This is a genomic window from Pseudoalteromonas sp. MTN2-4 (genome assembly GCF_042848605.1).
Classification (GTDB): Bacteria; Pseudomonadota; Gammaproteobacteria; order Enterobacterales; family Alteromonadaceae; genus Pseudoalteromonas.
The window spans coordinates 783,220-798,744 of the sequence record NZ_BTGK01000001.1; the positions used below are offsets into that span (position 1 = coordinate 783,220).

A 15,525-nucleotide genomic window follows, 5' to 3' on the forward strand; every position below is an offset into this window, starting at 1 on the left:
TTTAGTTGTTCTAAATGAGAAATTTTCAACGAAGTAAGCGTCAGTTTTAGTCCCTCAAAATAATTGAGCATTATTGAGGGTTGGTATAATCTTGGCGTTTAATGTTATCTAGGATGATACCAGTCGCCATAGCCACATTGAGCGACTCTGCCCCACCAAAAGCGGGAATGGTGATCTTTTGGTTAATGTACGGCGCAACTAGCTCACGTATACCATGAGATTCGCTGCCCATCACCAACACCCCTTTTGTGGCAAACTGCGTTTCATGGACGCTTTGACCACCCAGGTAGGCGCCATAAATATCACCGTCATAGTCCGCTAAAAATGCAGCCAAGTCAGTGCGGAGCACATTCACACGAACAAATGAGCCCATGGTCGCGCTAATCACCTTAGGATTAAAATGGTCAGCACAATCTTGGCTCACCACAATTTGCTTTAGACCATACCAATCAGCCACGCGAATAATGGTGCCTAGGTTTCCTGGGTCTGATACCCCATCTAACGCTAGTACAAGGCCTGATACGTCTATACTGCTTTGCTCTGGCATAGTGACAATGGCAATGGCAGCATTATTACTCACTAAAGTGCTCGCTTTACTTAAACTCTCTTCATCGGCTTCGACAATGTCATCGGCAAGAATCTTATCGTTATGGGCAGCAATAAATGCAGGTGAGGCAAATAACTGTTTTACTGGCACATTGGCAGCAAACAACTCAAGGATATTTTTTTCTCCTTGCACTAAATAGCAATTATGTTGTTTGCGATATTTTTTCTGCGCCAATGCACGCAATAATTTTAGTTGGTTTTTAGAAATCATAGTTACCCCAAAAAAGACTTTGGAGATTATACCTGAGCCAACTAAGAAAGCGATAAGCCTAATTAAACTCAAATTAAGCTAGGCTTTTTTAATTGTATTTATTCATTTTAAAATTGCGCCAACGCAAAATAACCTAGCTTTACTGCGCTTTTATTTGGACAGTTTATCGGCATAAAGTTACACTATCATCGTTTTTATTAACCTACATATCGAACATGACTCCTGAATTTGCGATTATCTCAGTTAACTTTATTGTTTTAGTAATTGCCTATTTTTATGCAAACCCAAAATATGCGGGCAATGACTTTAAGAAGATCTCTCTTCAAGATTTAATTGCATCGGTAATTTCTTTGTTTGTTGTCGGCTCTGTGTACATGGGCTCATCTCAAACTTTCACTTTAGTTTTCACTGAAGTTAACTGGGTATGGTTTACCTTGGTCAGCTTCTCTGTTATCGAACTGCCTTTCTTTTTATGGTACGCGAAACGCTACAACGTTGAATTACCTAAGTAGCCTAACTTTCTGCCTACTTATATAGCTTTGACATAGTTTGTTACCTTATGCTCTAGTCGCTGTCTCTGGAACACTTTATACTAAAAACGTGTCCATAAAATTGTTGAGGCTAGTTGTGCAGTTAGGCAAAGGTATTGAGTATTTCATTGCTGGGTTTTCGTTAATAACCCAAAAAGGATTAAAGCGCTTTGTATTTATTCCATTGTTTATTAACGTTTTGCTATTCGGCGGTTCTTTATTCTTTTTATATGATTGGCTAGTTCAAGGCTTTGAATACATCAACAACTTGCTGCCATCTTGGTTAAGTTGGCTTGAATGGCTGATGTGGCCAATTGCTATCTTGGTGATCTTATTTTCCTACTCCATGGTTTTCACTGTAATAACCAATTTCATTGCCGCACCTTTTAATGGTTTGCTTAGTGAAAAAGTTGAGCTCTATTTAACAGGCCAACCTATCAATGACGATAAGCTGTCAGATACCTTAAAAGACGTACCGCGTATGCTTGGACGAGAGTGGACTAAGCTTTGTTACTATCTTCCTAGGGCAATCGGTTTCTTTATTTTACTTTGGATACTCCCTGTATTCGGGCAAGTCATGTGGGTGCTATTTACCTGTTGGATGTATAACGTACAATACAACGACTACCCGTTTGATAATCACAAAATTCATTTCAAGCAAATGAAAGACGACCTAAAAAGCGAACAGGGGTTATCGTACGGGTTTGGTTTTGCAGTATTCGTACTCACCTCAATTCCTTTCGTAAACTTGATTGTTATGCCTGTTGCGGTATGTGGCGCAACCAAGCTATGGGTTGAAAACTACCGTAAAAACTATCGCGAAGCTTAACTCTTTGTAGTTTAAACTTCGATAAAAAAATGGCGACCTATTGGTCGCCATTTTTAGTGGGAGTCTGTTAAACAATAAGATTTACTTAGTGCTCATGATCATGTTCTTCAGCTTCAAACGCACCTACCCAAGTAAGGCTCGCGATTGGCTTATCAAAGTGCTGAATTTCAGTGCTTGTTTTTGCTTCAGTGTCTACCGCATAAAGGTGCTCACCGTAAGCGACGTAAACAATGTGGTGCGCCATGTTTGCAATGATCTTAGCTGCAGCACCTTCTTCAATTTCTTCTAGCACTTGAATACGCGCTTCATTTTCCCAGTCGTGTTCGCCATGGAAAATATTTAAGTAACCTTGGTCATCTAACACTAATGCATTACCTGTCTTAGCATTTCCTGCGTATGCAAGATACTTTTCAACACCTTCTGGTTGCCATGCAAAAGCTTTGATTTCACCAGTCTCTAAGTTAACTGAGTAAGGACCTACGCGAGATAAACCAATAACGGTGTGATTTTCAGGGTGACCAATAAATTTACCTATACGAACACCTTCTGGAAAACCTTCTGGATAAGCAATGTGCTTTGAAGTAAATACTTCTGATTCTTCTTCAATCGCAACGATGCCATCAGTACAACCGAAAGCAACAAACTCTTCTGTTTGAACGCTACCATGAAGCCCTGGGCACTTATGTTCAAATTCTTGCTCTTGATGGAAGTGATCATCATGCAGCTCAAATAATGCAATTCGATCTGGTAACGTGCCTTCGGCATCAGCATCACGTAATGTTGAAATTACATATTCACCACGAATTTCACCTGTACCGTGCATGTAAGTATTAAACTCATGCTCGGCATCGGTTTTTGCTTCAGTAATGCCTTCATCTGAAATTAAAGCAAAACCGGCATCTGCTTGAGTGTCTTTATCACCATCGAAGAAAACTAAAGCATGTTCACCACCAGGTACATAGTGAGTAGGCTTTGTTTCTGTTAATTCAAAGCTCACAGCCTGAACATCTTCTTGTTCTAGGTGAAAGTGGTCATCATGGGCTTCTAAGAAAATACCGCCATCAATAAATTCAACATGGTTATGATCACGCTGAATAGCAACCACATAGCGACCTTCTGGGCTCGCATAAAGTGCAGAAATAGGGTTAGTTAAAGTAACTGTTTCTAATAGTTCATTGTTTGTAAGATCATAAACTGATACAGCACTTTCATCAGCAAATGAAACAGCAAGTCGGCCTAGTGGATACTCAATTTCATGGTCATGATCGCTACCTGAGCCTTCACCCGAGCCTTCACCCGAACCCTGATCGACTTGTTCAGTCGGTGTGATTTCTTCAACTTTACTGCTATTACCACAGCCACTTAGTATGGCTAATAAGATTGCACTGCTTAATAATTTTAATTTCATTTAAAAACACCAGAGAGATAATATAACAACACAAATGTTACCTTATATCATATACATATTGAAGTACCTGTTTAAGAAAATGAGATTAAATATCATTTATAAAAGACAATTAACATTGCTCGGGTTATAAGCAGTTAAACTCTATTTGCATCTATGAATACAACACTCTAAAGTGCGCAATAATTAATTTTCCAAAGAGAAAAGGCTCTGCATGCTAGCCACTATAGTGATATTCATAAGTGCTTTCTTGTTATTTCAAGTTCAGCCCTTGTTAGCTAAATCTTTACTGCCCGTGTTTGGTGGTGGCGCACAAGTTTGGACAACCTGCTTACTGTTTTTTCAAACCTTTTTACTCGCTGGCTATTGCTATGCACACCTGCTGGTTAAATTTCTTGATATAAAAAAACAGCAAATTGTGCACTTGAGTCTCTTACTCGTTAGCTTACTCGCTTTACCTTTAGGTCTATCTGATAGTGATATTAAGGAACAAGCTTCTCCAGAGCTCGCATTGCTACTTAAACTTGCACTGAGCGTAGGTCTACCTTATTTTGTGCTTGCTGCAACTTCGCCACTATTACAAAGTTGGCAATCTCAATCGCTCAACAGCAAAGTGTACAAACTCTATAGTTACTCAAACATAGGCTCTTTTTTAGCACTACTCAGTTACCCGTTTGTATTTGAACCTTGGTTAACACTGTCTGCACAATCTTGGGCTTGGAGCCTTGTTTATGGTGTATTTGTCTTATTATTTGCAGGTTTTATTGGCTTAGCACTTAAACAAAACAATTACATTCAGGCGCAAACAAATGAAAGTACTTCGACACTGGATAAGCGTCTGCCTTTATGGTTATTGCTCAGTGCCTGTGGTGTGATCATGTTAACGGCAACCACAAGCGCAATGACACAAAACGTATCGCCTATTCCTTTTTTATGGCTGCTGCCTTTATCGCTCTATTTACTGACGTTTATTTTATGCTTCCACTCGGCAAAGGTTTACCAACGCTGGTTTTGGTTAGCAGTATTCGCATTCAGTAGTTTCATTGGCTTGATGCTGTTCTTTATTGGCAGCCAACTCGATTTACTCAGTCAAATTGTGCTCTATTCAACCGTGTTATTCAGTGCTTGTATGATCTGCCATGGTGAACTTGAGAAGACCAAACCACATCAGTCTAAACTGACGCAGTTTTATTTAATGATGTCTTTAGGCGGCGCTTTAGGCACAGCAGCAATTACTTTCATCGCGCCTGAGATATTTACTTTGTTTTATGAGTACCCTCTGGCTTTAGGCCTTGTATTGGCGCTTTTCATTTATTCTTTAATAAGCACAGAGCAGTTTGCAAAAAGCCGTAATATGGTGCTTGTAGCTAGCGGCGTGCTGGTATTACTTGCTCCGACTTTTATCTGGCTAAACAGTCAATTTACCAACCATGACACATTGAGATTACGTAATTTTTATGGCTTATTGTCGGTCAAAGAAGTTTCTATCAATGGGCAAATGGAGCGTCGCTTAATTGATGGTACCACTTCTCATGGTACTGAGATCATTGAACCCACTTACTTACAAGGCCAGCCACAAAGTTACTACCGCTTTGAAACAGCGGTGGCTCAACTACTCAACAGTCAAGTCAATGGTGCGCAAGTGGGCTTTATCGGCTTAGGTGCCGGTACGCTGGCAGCTTATGGTAAGAGTCGTGATAACTATACGTTTTACGAGCTAAACCCTAATGTTGTGGCAACTGCACAAAGCCACTTTAGCTACTTAAATAAAAGTAAAGCACAGGTTGAATATGTGGTTGGTGATGGTCGTGTACAACTTCAAAAGCAAAAAGAGCAAGGCCAAGTAAACAGATTTGACGCCCTTGTCCTAGATGCGTTCAGTGGCGATGCCATTCCTATGCACTTGTTAACGCTTGAAGCCATGCAACTATATTTATCACAGCTTAAGGAAAATGGTGTTTTAGCAATACATATCTCTAATAGTCATTTAGATCTCACGCCCCTCATGCGCGGCCTTGCTGACGAGCTGAAACTCAAAGTACATTTCTTTGAAACAAAAGCCAAGCAAGCGCATGAGCACAACACACACTGGGTCACTTTAACCTTTGATGAGCAGGCAATTGAAAGCTTTAAGCATCTTCAAAGCCCTTGGCCAAATCAAAAGCCAACATTTATTTGGCGCGATGATTACAGTAACTTAATGTCAGCACTTTAGGAGCAAACCAAATGACGAAGCCTGACAAAACTTTATATATCACAGGCGCAGGCGTCAGTGCTGAAAGTGGCATTCCTACCTTTCGTGGGGAAGATGGCTTTTGGACGATTGGTAGCCGTAACTATACGCCACAGCAAATGGCGACGCGCGATATGTATATGCACAACCCTGGTGAGTTTTTAAAATGGTATTACAACCGTTTTGCCACTTACCGCCACCACGGGCCTAATAAAGTGCATCATTGGCTTGCTGACAAAACCTTGATCACACAAAACATCGATGGCTTAGACGGTAAAGCCGGTAATCCTGATTACATTTCAATTCACGGTCGATTGGATGAAGTCACTTTATTCCATCATCAAGGCGATGATGTTGAACGTATTAGAGCCCCTTGGGATGAGGTGGATGAAACAAACCTCGAAAGTTCGCTGCTTGAATTATTTAAAATAGGTAAAAATGGGCCAATATTAAATGAATCATTAAAGCCATATGTACTGCTATTTGATGAATACTACACTGAGTTATATGAAATCAGCCGAGCGCAACAGCAGATGCTAGACGCTGAGAAAATAGTATTCATGGGGACCTCGTTTAGCGTCAATATCACCAATATGGCCTTAGAGACTGCCCGCCACAACAATATTCAGGTGGAAGTGGTCGATCCGAACCCTACTCATATTTTTCATTCTCAGGTTGAGTACTTTGCTATGACAGCGCAAGATTATATCTCGCGCTAAAATAACCTGACCTCAAATTAAACTATTACATTAAATACAAAAAAAGCCCTGAACTTGAATAAGTCAGGGCTTTATTATTTTTATAGAAACTGCATTAAACGTTAGCTGAACAGTTTTTGAGGGATCTTGTGTATTTGTACTTGTACTGTGATCTCTTCACGGTCATGGTATAAATGTTTAGCTTGCAAAGTATATTCAATCTCGTACTTAGGTAATTCTTCACGAATTAGCTCTAGGCACTGATACACCTCTTCAAAGCGTTTCTTCATGGGTAGCTTTAAGTTAAAGATTAACTCGCTAGCAAAGCCATTTACCATCCAATCTAACATTAGGTTTGTTACTTTCTTTGGCTTTTCTACCATATCACATACTAACCAAGTGTTATTGCGCTTTTCTGGTAAGTACTTAAAACCATCCTCTCTGAAGTGCTTCACCTGACCTGAATCCATTAAATTCTGATTCATCGGCCCGTTATCTATGGCAGCGACAAACATGCCTCGGCGCACAAGTTGGTAGGTCCAACCGCCCGGGCACGCCCCTAAATCAACGGCACGCATACCTGGCTGTACACGTTGTTCCATTTCTTCTGGCGGCACAAAAACGTGAAAGGCTTCGTCTAATTTTAACGTTGAGCGACTCGGCGCATCACTTGGCATACGCAGACGCGGAATACCCATAAAGAAAGGCGAGTTATTGCTCGGGAAAGAGTAACCCACAAATGCCGTATCGTTTGCTAAAAACATCACATGTAATACTGGGCGATTCTTCTTTACCGCACGAGTCAGCTTGTTTTGCTTTTCTAGGCTTTTCGCAAGCGGCGTTGAAAACTTCTTGCAGAATTTTGAAAGCTCTTTGCCCTCATTAGTATCTGGGGTTTCTACACGCAACTCGCCACATAATGGAAAATCAGCCACCACGGCTTTTACTTCGCTGACACGATCTTCTATCGACATCTTGCTGACAAAGACACCTGCAAACCACTGTCTTGCGAATACCAAGCTTTGAAAGTCGATTTTCTTAATGAGCAATTCGGCATCGCTTGCTGCATAGGTTTCAAAACTCACATAACCGGTATTTGGCTTGGCTTTTACATAGCCAGCAATGCCTTGTAAGGCTGCATGATGGTTAATTTCAGCTGCGGCATCACTTTCAAAGCCACTACGACAATAAATCACAACACTCGACATAGGAGTTCTCAAATCTCTTTAATTAAAATTTATGTTTGGCTGCTTTGGCCATTAAAAGCAACCAACCTAAAATAAAGCACACGCCGCCAATTGGCGTAACCGGGCCTAAAAAGCGCCATTCGGTCAGCGCCAGCAAATATAAGCTACCACTGAATAAAATGATGCCAAAGGTAAATAACCAACCTGAAGCATTCAGTTTTAAACCTTGCTTAATCAATATCGCCACTAATATCAGGGCTAAACCATGAAACATTTGGTACTCGGCAGCGGTTTTAAAAATATCGACCGCATACTCAGAGGCATGTTTTTTCAAACCATGAGCGGCAAAAGCGCCTAGCACCACCGATAACATGCAATATGCACTGCCTATCAATAAAAATAGTTTAGTCATTCAGGTGTTGCTCTATAAATTCTGCGGTGGCTTTTGCAGCGTCCAGACGATGTGCTTCTTCACTAAAGCCACTTTTCTTGCGTGGTTTTAGTGAATGATCGCCATCGGCAAAAAATTGAAACGTCGGCGCTTTAGCAAATGACATTTGCGCTAGTTCAGCTTGTGTACCAAAGGTATCTCGCTCACCTTGCAGCACTAAAAACGGGCAAGGAATATCAGCAAAATGCTCCGTTCTCAATTTTTCAGGTTTGCCAGGTGGATGAAACGGATAACCCATAGCAATCAAGCCTTTTACAGGTAAAGTGCGCTCTGTCACTAATAATGAGGCCATTCTACCGCCCATTGATTTGCCACCGATAAATAGAGGTAAATCAGCATTAACTGATGCTAATACTTTGTCGAAATAGGCAAGTAACTTAGGGGCTCTATCCGGTGGGCGACGCTTACCTGTTTGTTTGGCAACTTGCATATATTCAAAATCGAATAAACCAACTTGAATGCCATGTTCAGCGAGCTTATTAGCCATATCTTGCATAAACTCAGAATCACTACCGGCCCCCGCCCCATGGGCAAAAATAAATTGTGCTTTGGAGTTATCAGCTTTAATCCATTGGATCATTCTTGTTCCTCTTGCTCAACCATGCTGAGCATCCACTCTTTAAACGAAACGATTTTACCCAGCTCAGCTTGTGCTTCTCTCACCACTAGATAAAACGCGTTTTTACTTTCTAAACTGTGACTAAATGGAATAACTAAGCGGCCCGCATCTAAATCAGGCTTTGCCAATACACTGTTACCCAGTGCAACGCCTTGGCCGTGGATAGCTGCCTGTAACACCATGGATGAGTGACTAAAGATAGGCCCTTGATTCACCGGAACATCACGTACCCCAGCAGTTTTCATCCACGCTTTCCAAGGTCTGCGAGACGTATCATGCAATAAAGTGTGTTGGCTTAAATCTGACGGCGCATGAAGAGGCTTTGGGCCGGTTAGCAGAAACGGACTACATAAAGGCACCAAATACTCCTTGTGAAGCTGATAGGCCTCTACCCCGTTCCAGTTACCACGGCCATAGTAAATAGCCACGTCTACATCATCAGTTAACGAGTTTTCTTCATCGTCTTGAGCTTTTATTCGCACATCAATTTCAGGATGAAGCTCATGGAACTTACTTAATCGAGGTACCAACCATTGAATAGCAAAGCTTGGTGTTAAACACACCGTCAATGACCCTTTTGCGCCTCGCGCCAACAGCCTATCAGTGGCATCAACGAGCTGATTAAAAATTTCTTTTATGTCTAAGTAATAACCCTGCCCTTCTTCGGTCAGGAGCAAAGAGCGGTTTTTTCTTAAAAAAAGTTTTAACCCTAAATGTTCTTCAAGGGTTTTTATTTGGTGACTGACTGCAGCTTGTGTGACATACAATTCTTCTGCGGCTTTGGTAAAGCTCAAATTGCGTGCCGCAGCTTCAAAAGCTTTTAGGGCGTTTAATGGCGGGAGTCTTCTAGACATAATTCTTTAAACCAAACTAAAGAGCAGCAAATCTGCTGCTCTTTATAATTATTATAAGTCGGCTGCGCTTGTATCTAGTGGTTCGAAGCTTTTCACTAAATCATCCACCGCTTTCATCTGCTTTAAGTAGCCTTCTAACTTAGCCAGTGGTAATGCACAAGGGCCGTCACACTTTGCTTCATTTGGATTTGGGTGTGCTTCAATAAATAAACCAGCTAGACCCAACGCCATACCACTACGCGCAAGTTCAGTTGCCTGAGCACGACGACCATCGGCAGAATCAGAACGACCACCAGGGCGTTGTAACGCGTGTGTCGCATCAAACATTACAGGTGCCATGTGCTTCATGTCATCCATGCCCAGCATATCAACCACTAGGTTGTTGTAACCAAAGCTACTTCCACGCTCACATAAAATGACCTGATCGTTACCCGCATCATTGAGCTTCTTAATGATATGACGCATTTCATGCGGCGCTAAAAATTGTGGTTTTTTCACATTAATCACAGCGCCAGTTTTAGCCATCGCCACAACTAAATCTGTTTGACGTGCTAAAAACGCTGGAAGTTGGATAATATCGGCCACTTCAGCAACTGGAGCTGCTTGAAATGGTTCGTGCACATCAGTGATCACAGGGACATTAAAAGTCTTTTTAATCTCTTCGAAAATTTTCAGGCCTTCTTCCATGCCTGGACCACGGTAAGAATTGATTGAAGAGCGGTTTGCTTTATCAAAAGATGCTTTAAATACGTAAGGAATATTTAGCTTGCTGGTTACTTCAACATAGTGCTCAGCAATTTGCATTGCAAGATCACGCGATTCCAACACATTCATACCACCAAATAATACAAACGGTTTGTCGTTTGCCACTTCAATATCTGCAACTTTTACGATTTGCGTGTTCATAACTTTCCTAATTCTTTTAGTAATAGAAATCTAATAAATGTCTACTCGGGAGTTTGTAAAGCATGCTTTAACGCCACACTAAACTTGGCATAAATATTAAAGCACGCAACTTATTCTTATTAGTGCACTACATGATTGTAGTCTTGCAACTCTTCAATTTGATGCTGAATAATCTCAATCGTTGGATCGTCAGGACACTCATCGACAAAAAACTGTAAGTCAGCTTTAGCTAATTTGGGGCAATTTATCTGATTGAGTAGATACCCTCTATCGCGGCGTTCATACGGGTCGTCACCGAGTAAGTCCATCAACTGTTCAACGCAACTTAAAGCATGACCAAACTTATCTGCGGTGATAAACGCCCATTTCTGCTGAGCGAGATATAGCTTAAATGCTTCATCACCTAATAATAATTCGTAAGGCTCTTCATCTTTACTTTCGTTTTCGGGATTGATATACCAAGTTTGATTGCCGCCGCAAGGCTCTACGATATACCCTTCTTCAGCACTTAAAGCGATATGAACCATAATATCGCCTTGGTAAAATGCCATGTTCACATCAAGCTGAGCACGCTGCAGTAAATGCGTCAAAATCAAAGCAAGAGAAGTGGCGTTGCCAGTGCGCATTTTAAGCACATAATTGACACTATTTAACTTGTACTCAACTTCGCTTTGATTGCTGCCACTGAATAACCAACGAGTATAAAATGCATCTAAAAGCGCATCGATCAACATATGTGTTTCGGTATGTTCGCGACATAATTGATCAACAGCTAATTCAAGTTCTGCAAGCTGGCAGTAACTCTCTTCTAGATTTATTTGCGCATCCCACTGACGCTCAGCGTCGATGCATCTAAATAATGTATGCTGTCGTATGTAGTCTGCACTACTGTCTTGTTCATCGAACCAGATATCAGTCATAAATACCAACTACCTTAACTATTACTCTTACTTATTAATCGGCTAGTCTAACATTTTTTATAGGAATTAATGTAGCGCCTTATAGAAGTAGTTTTAGTTAATTGATTTAGAAAGGGTAATACGGCTTTAAAAATAAGGAGAGGTTGAGTAGGCATTGCCTACTCAAAGAAACTTAAAGTAAAAATGACGCTTTACTACCCGCTAAATAACCAATTAGAAGTAGCAAGATAGTTGCAGCTGTCAGTGCGATAACCTGAGTCTTAAACTGTGTCGATTTAGAAACCACAAAACCTAAACCTATATAAGCAACCACTAAAACAATTTTTTCAGTCAGCCATGGTTGTTGTAATGGATTCATACTCGCAACAACTAACAGCGCGACAGCAGAAACCAATAATAAAGTGTCTATAATGTGACTACCAATAAAAACGAGTTTATTACTGGCGAGTTTCCCCGACATAAAACGAGATACTGTTCTCGTGTAAAATAAAATAATACTCAACAGTGCAAACAGCACATGAGTGTGTTTAATTGCAATATATTCCATTTAATTACCTAAATTATCTGGATACTTCACTAAAATCGCCTCTAAATCGTCGATAATGCTATTAAACACATCCACGAGCTTAGGATCAAAATGCTTACCTTTTTGGCTATTAATCTCGGCCATAACGGGCTCTAATTCCCAGGCAGGCTTGTAGCAACGCTTATGTCGAAGTGCGTCATAGACATCGGCTAGGGCAACAATTCGACCATAAATATGAATACTCTCACCTTGTTTACCGGCTGGATAGCCTGAACCATCCCACTTTTCATGGTGATCTTTAGCTATAACCGCACCAGCATTGACAATTTCACGGCGCGAGTCTTTTAAGATCTCATACCCTTTTTCAGCATGAGTTTGCATCACTTGCCATTCTTGCTCTTCAAGCTTATCTGGCTTATTTAAAATCGCATCTGGAATACCCACCTTGCCAACATCATGGAGTGGTGAGGCCATACGCACTAACTCAGCATCACGTCTTGGTAAACCATACCCTTCAGCGAGCGCATAACAAATATGCGCAACGCGTTTTACATGATTGCCTGTTTCGGTAGAGCGTTGTTCTAACGCTTCACTCAATCTGTAAACTAACTCTTGTTGAGTGTCTTCAACTTCAGCTTGCAGTTGCACATTCTCATATGCTAGTTGCACATTTTGCGAAAAAATTTCAATTAAATGCTTTTGTGTATCCGTCAGAAAATCAGGAATACCAGACACAAATAACATTGAGCTATGATTAAACTCACTGGTGCAGTAAGCGAATAAATAATTGTCTTTATACACTATGCTTTTTTCTTGCAAAGCAGTTGAGCAAGCTTGGAGTTGATCTTGAGTTAGCACTTCGGAAATCGGTTTGCCTTCACAAGATTCAAACTCACCACGGCCTGTGAAAACAACCAGCTGCTCAGCATTATGATTTGAGTCATTACTTGCAACCAAAGACGTCGCGTAAATCGCTTCATCGACAGTGCCCAACAAAGAGGTTAACTGCTGAACCACACCCTTAATAAAATGCTCTAAGGAGTGTGATGAAAAGATGTCTCTTGAAGCGCAAATAATCTTTTCTAAACCTTGACGTGATTGCTCAATGGCTAAAATGTCGCGATAAGAGCGCAGACTCGACATCACAACTGTAAAAAGCTTTTGTGCTGTCAGTTCTGTTTTAGATTTATAGTCGTTAATATCATAGTTAACTATGACTTGTCTTTCCGGCGCTTGCCCCGGTTGACCGGTTCTTAAAATGATACGAATATGATTGTTTTTTGCGATTTCTCGAATGAACTTAGCAACTTGTAACCCCGCATCGTCGGTTTCCATCACAACATCTAATAATACAATGGCTGCATCAGGGTGTGCTTGGATCACCTTACGCGCTTCTTCACCAGAGTACGCACTAATAAACTCTAAACGCTTCTTTTGAAACTCAAAATCACTTAATGCAAGCTTAGTTACCGCATGAACTTCAGGCTCATCATCGACAACAATTACTTTCCAAACGCCATTGCTATCGGGCTCAACAACATCGTTCGGCTCATCTGAAAACAAAAAATCATCCATACGCGGGGTCCTATTAATACACAGGGCGTTATTATCGCTTGCCTTGCCACTGGGCCATGGTTACTCGATCACAGCCTGACATATCTTTTATAGTAAGTATATTGTTATACGCCATTTGTGCAAAAAACTCTTGTAATAACAGTGCTTGTTGATAGCCATGCTCAATCAGCAAATATCCATTCGGTGCCAGATATTGCCGCGCTTGCTCAATGATTAGCTTGATATCAGCCATACCATTCTCTGGTGCCACTAATGCACTTTTTGGTTCAAAACGCACATCGCCTTGGCTTAAATGCTCATCAAGTTCATCAATATACGGCGGATTACTGACAATAAGATCAAATTGTTGATTTGGTACTGCACTAAACCAATCGCTTTGCATAATAGTGACATTATTCAAGGCGAGTTTTTGTTGATTTCGCTTTGCAAGCGAAACAGCTTGCTCAGAATAATCGACCGCAGTGACCTGCCAATTAGGCTGCTCTGATGCCAGCGATAGCGCAATGGCGCCAGTGCCAGTCCCCAAATCAAGCATTTTTGCATTGATAGGCAAATCTAAACTAAGCGCTTTTTCAACTAGGGTCTCGGTATCAGGTCTAGGAATTAACGTCGAGTTATTGACTTCAAGTTCTAAACTCCAAAACTCGCGCACACCAACTAAATGAGCAACAGGATGCCCTGTTTCTCGCTCAGCGATCAGCTTCTCAAATGTAATCAATTGCACATCAGTAAGTTCGGCTTCAGGCCAAGTAAATAAATAGCTTTTGGGTTTATCAAGCACATGAAGCAATAAAACTTCAGCATCTAGTTTAGGTGAATCAGAGGTATTTTGAAGAGTTTGGGTTGCCCAAGCGATTGCTTGGGCGACGGTTAGGCTTGCCACGATTACTCGTCACCCATTGCTGCTAATAAGTCAGCTTGGTGTTCAAGTAATAATGGATCAATCACGGCACCTAGTTCACCAGCAACAATCTCATTCAGACGGTAAAGTGTTAGGTTAATGCGGTGATCGGTAATACGACCTTGCGGGTAGTTGTAAGTACGAATACGCTCTGAACGGTCACCACTACCTACTAGGTTACGACGTTCAGATGCCTCAGCAGCTTGACGTTTCTCATCTTCAGCTTGTTGTAGACGAGCACCTAGTACAGAAAGCGCTTTAGCACGGTTTTTATGCTGAGAACGTTCATCCTGACATTCAACAACCACACCTGTCGGAATGTGCGTGATACGAATTGCAGAATCCGTTTTGTTAACGTGCTGACCACCGGCACCCGATGCACGGAAGGTATCTACCTTTAAATCTGCTGGGTTAATTTGAATAGCTTCGGCTTCAGGAATTTCAGCCATTATTGCAACCGTACATGCCGACGTGTGTACACGGCCTTGAGATTCAGTTTCAGGCACACGTTGAACACGGTGTGCACCTGATTCGAACTTCAATTTACCGTAAACACCTTCACCACTGATGTGCGCGATCACTTCTTTATAACCGCCATGCTCACCTTCGTTGGTGCTAACAACTTCAACTTTCCACTTTTGAGTTTCAGCATAACGGCTGTACATACGGAATAAATCACCAGCAAAAATTGCTGCTTCGTCACCACCTGTACCTGCACGTACTTCAAGATAAACATTGTTGTTATCTTTCGGATCTTTTGGCAGCATCAAAATTTGTAGTTCATCTTCAAGGGCTACAATGGCTGCTTTTGCTTCTTTATATTCTTCTTGCGCCATCTCACGCATATCAGGATCTGAGTCCTTCAGCATTTCTTCAGCTGTCGCCACATCGTCTTGGGCTTGCTGGTAAGAAGCAAACGCTTTAACTACGTCTTCAAGTTCTGAGTATTCTTTTGATAAGGCACGGAAACGATTTTGATCGCCAATAACTTCTGGATCACTTAGCATCGCTTGCACTTCTTCATAGCGCTCGGCTAAGGTCTCTAATTTACGATATACAGACTCTTTCATTAAT

16 protein-coding genes are annotated in these 15,525 nt (G+C 41.3%); 4 read left to right on the plus strand and 12 right to left on the minus strand.

Going from position 1 to position 15,525, the window contains the following annotated elements:
* Positions 1-70: 70 nt before the first annotated feature.
* Positions 71-817, minus strand: a complete 747-nt coding sequence (locus ACGHEH_RS03655; RefSeq protein WP_390441879.1) for a TrmH family RNA methyltransferase — start codon at positions 815-817, stop codon at positions 71-73.
* 215 nt (positions 818-1,032) lie between these two features.
* On the opposite strand from ACGHEH_RS03655, the gene ACGHEH_RS03660 reads away from it, so the two are divergent.
* On the plus strand, positions 1,033-1,329 hold the full coding sequence (locus ACGHEH_RS03660; RefSeq protein WP_390441881.1) for a hypothetical protein: 297 nt from the start codon (positions 1,033-1,035) through the stop codon (positions 1,327-1,329).
* Positions 1,330-1,444: 115 nt separating this feature from the next.
* Complete coding sequence (cysZ, locus tag ACGHEH_RS03665) at positions 1,445-2,176, plus strand: sulfate transporter CysZ (RefSeq protein WP_390441883.1); 732 nt, start codon at positions 1,445-1,447, stop codon at positions 2,174-2,176.
* 85 nt (positions 2,177-2,261) lie between these two features.
* Here the strand turns inward: cysZ and ACGHEH_RS03670 are convergent, their stop codons facing one another.
* Positions 2,262-3,584, minus strand: coding sequence for a hypothetical protein (locus ACGHEH_RS03670; RefSeq protein WP_390441885.1), 1,323 nt, complete (start codon positions 3,582-3,584; stop codon positions 2,262-2,264).
* A gap of 211 nt (positions 3,585-3,795) precedes the next feature.
* On the opposite strand from ACGHEH_RS03670, the gene ACGHEH_RS03675 reads away from it, so the two are divergent.
* On the plus strand, positions 3,796-5,796 hold the full coding sequence (locus ACGHEH_RS03675; protein ID WP_390441887.1) for a spermidine synthase: 2,001 nt from the start codon (positions 3,796-3,798) through the stop codon (positions 5,794-5,796).
* 11 nt (positions 5,797-5,807) lie between these two features.
* The gene (locus ACGHEH_RS03680) at positions 5,808-6,533 is read left to right on the plus strand and encodes an NAD-dependent deacetylase (protein WP_390441889.1); all 726 of its coding nucleotides are present in this window, start codon (positions 5,808-5,810) and stop codon (positions 6,531-6,533) included.
* 101 nt (positions 6,534-6,634) lie between these two features.
* Here the strand turns inward: ACGHEH_RS03680 and rlmM are convergent, their stop codons facing one another.
* From rlmM to prfA, 10 genes are all read right to left on the minus strand, one after another.
* Positions 6,635-7,720, minus strand: coding sequence for a 23S rRNA (cytidine(2498)-2'-O)-methyltransferase RlmM (gene rlmM, locus ACGHEH_RS03685; RefSeq protein WP_390441891.1), 1,086 nt, complete (start codon positions 7,718-7,720; stop codon positions 6,635-6,637).
* A gap of 22 nt (positions 7,721-7,742) precedes the next feature.
* Positions 7,743-8,111, minus strand: coding sequence for a DUF423 domain-containing protein (locus ACGHEH_RS03690; protein ID WP_390441893.1), 369 nt, complete (start codon positions 8,109-8,111; stop codon positions 7,743-7,745).
* Complete coding sequence (locus ACGHEH_RS03695) at positions 8,104-8,730, minus strand: alpha/beta family hydrolase (RefSeq protein ID WP_390441895.1); 627 nt, start codon at positions 8,728-8,730, stop codon at positions 8,104-8,106. Before ACGHEH_RS03695 ends, ACGHEH_RS03690 begins: the two co-directional genes overlap by 8 nt.
* Positions 8,727-9,623, minus strand: coding sequence for a transcriptional regulator GcvA (locus tag ACGHEH_RS03700; RefSeq protein WP_138480362.1), 897 nt, complete (start codon positions 9,621-9,623; stop codon positions 8,727-8,729). Before ACGHEH_RS03700 ends, ACGHEH_RS03695 begins: the two co-directional genes overlap by 4 nt.
* A 51-nt stretch (positions 9,624-9,674) precedes the next feature.
* Positions 9,675-10,529, minus strand: a complete 855-nt coding sequence (kdsA, locus tag ACGHEH_RS03705; protein ID WP_390441897.1) for a 3-deoxy-8-phosphooctulonate synthase — start codon at positions 10,527-10,529, stop codon at positions 9,675-9,677.
* Between the two features lie 119 nt (positions 10,530-10,648).
* Positions 10,649-11,449 (minus strand): tetratricopeptide repeat protein, encoded by an 801-nt coding sequence (locus ACGHEH_RS03710; protein WP_390441899.1) that lies wholly within the window; start codon positions 11,447-11,449, stop codon positions 10,649-10,651.
* A gap of 172 nt (positions 11,450-11,621) precedes the next feature.
* Positions 11,622-11,996 carry a SirB2 family protein gene (locus tag ACGHEH_RS03715; RefSeq protein ID WP_390441901.1) on the minus strand — a complete coding sequence of 125 codons (375 nt, stop codon included), beginning with the start codon at positions 11,994-11,996 and terminating at the stop codon, positions 11,622-11,624.
* Positions 11,997-13,550 carry a DUF3369 domain-containing protein gene (locus ACGHEH_RS03720; RefSeq protein WP_390441903.1) on the minus strand — a complete coding sequence of 518 codons (1,554 nt, stop codon included), beginning with the start codon at positions 13,548-13,550 and terminating at the stop codon, positions 11,997-11,999.
* Between the two features lie 31 nt (positions 13,551-13,581).
* The gene (gene prmC, locus ACGHEH_RS03725) at positions 13,582-14,433 is read right to left on the minus strand and encodes a peptide chain release factor N(5)-glutamine methyltransferase (protein ID WP_390441905.1); all 852 of its coding nucleotides are present in this window, start codon (positions 14,431-14,433) and stop codon (positions 13,582-13,584) included.
* Positions 14,434-14,435: 2 nt separating this feature from the next.
* Complete coding sequence (gene prfA, locus ACGHEH_RS03730) at positions 14,436-15,521, minus strand: peptide chain release factor 1 (protein ID WP_390441907.1); 1,086 nt, start codon at positions 15,519-15,521, stop codon at positions 14,436-14,438.
* Positions 15,522-15,525: the final 4 nt, after the last annotated feature.

Excerpts from the sequence above, each read along its gene's own strand:
- ACGHEH_RS03695 (WP_390441895.1), bottom strand. The coding sequence starts at position 8,730 with ATGATCCAATGGATTAAAGCTGATAACTCCAAAGCACAATTTATTTTT.
- ACGHEH_RS03690 (WP_390441893.1), bottom strand. The coding sequence starts at position 8,111 with ATGACTAAACTATTTTTATTGATAGGCAGTGCATATTGCATGTTATCG.
- ACGHEH_RS03655 (WP_390441879.1), bottom strand. The coding sequence starts at position 817 with ATGATTTCTAAAAACCAACTAAAATTATTGCGTGCATTGGCGCAGAAA.
- prfA (WP_390441907.1), bottom strand. The coding sequence starts at position 15,521 with ATGAAAGAGTCTGTATATCGTAAATTAGAGACCTTAGCCGAGCGCTAT.
- ACGHEH_RS03670 (WP_390441885.1), bottom strand. The coding sequence starts at position 3,584 with ATGAAATTAAAATTATTAAGCAGTGCAATCTTATTAGCCATACTAAGT.
- rlmM (WP_390441891.1), bottom strand. The coding sequence starts at position 7,720 with ATGTCGAGTGTTGTGATTTATTGTCGTAGTGGCTTTGAAAGTGATGCC.
- ACGHEH_RS03720 (WP_390441903.1), bottom strand. The coding sequence starts at position 13,550 with ATGGATGATTTTTTGTTTTCAGATGAGCCGAACGATGTTGTTGAGCCC.
- ACGHEH_RS03680 (WP_390441889.1), top strand. The coding sequence starts at position 5,808 with ATGACGAAGCCTGACAAAACTTTATATATCACAGGCGCAGGCGTCAGT.
- ACGHEH_RS03710 (WP_390441899.1), bottom strand. The coding sequence starts at position 11,449 with ATGACTGATATCTGGTTCGATGAACAAGACAGTAGTGCAGACTACATA.
- ACGHEH_RS03700 (WP_138480362.1), bottom strand. The coding sequence starts at position 9,623 with ATGTCTAGAAGACTCCCGCCATTAAACGCCCTAAAAGCTTTTGAAGCT.
- kdsA (WP_390441897.1), bottom strand. The coding sequence starts at position 10,529 with ATGAACACGCAAATCGTAAAAGTTGCAGATATTGAAGTGGCAAACGAC.
- ACGHEH_RS03660 (WP_390441881.1), top strand. The coding sequence starts at position 1,033 with ATGACTCCTGAATTTGCGATTATCTCAGTTAACTTTATTGTTTTAGTA.
- ACGHEH_RS03715 (WP_390441901.1), bottom strand. The coding sequence starts at position 11,996 with ATGGAATATATTGCAATTAAACACACTCATGTGCTGTTTGCACTGTTG.
- ACGHEH_RS03675 (WP_390441887.1), top strand. The coding sequence starts at position 3,796 with ATGCTAGCCACTATAGTGATATTCATAAGTGCTTTCTTGTTATTTCAA.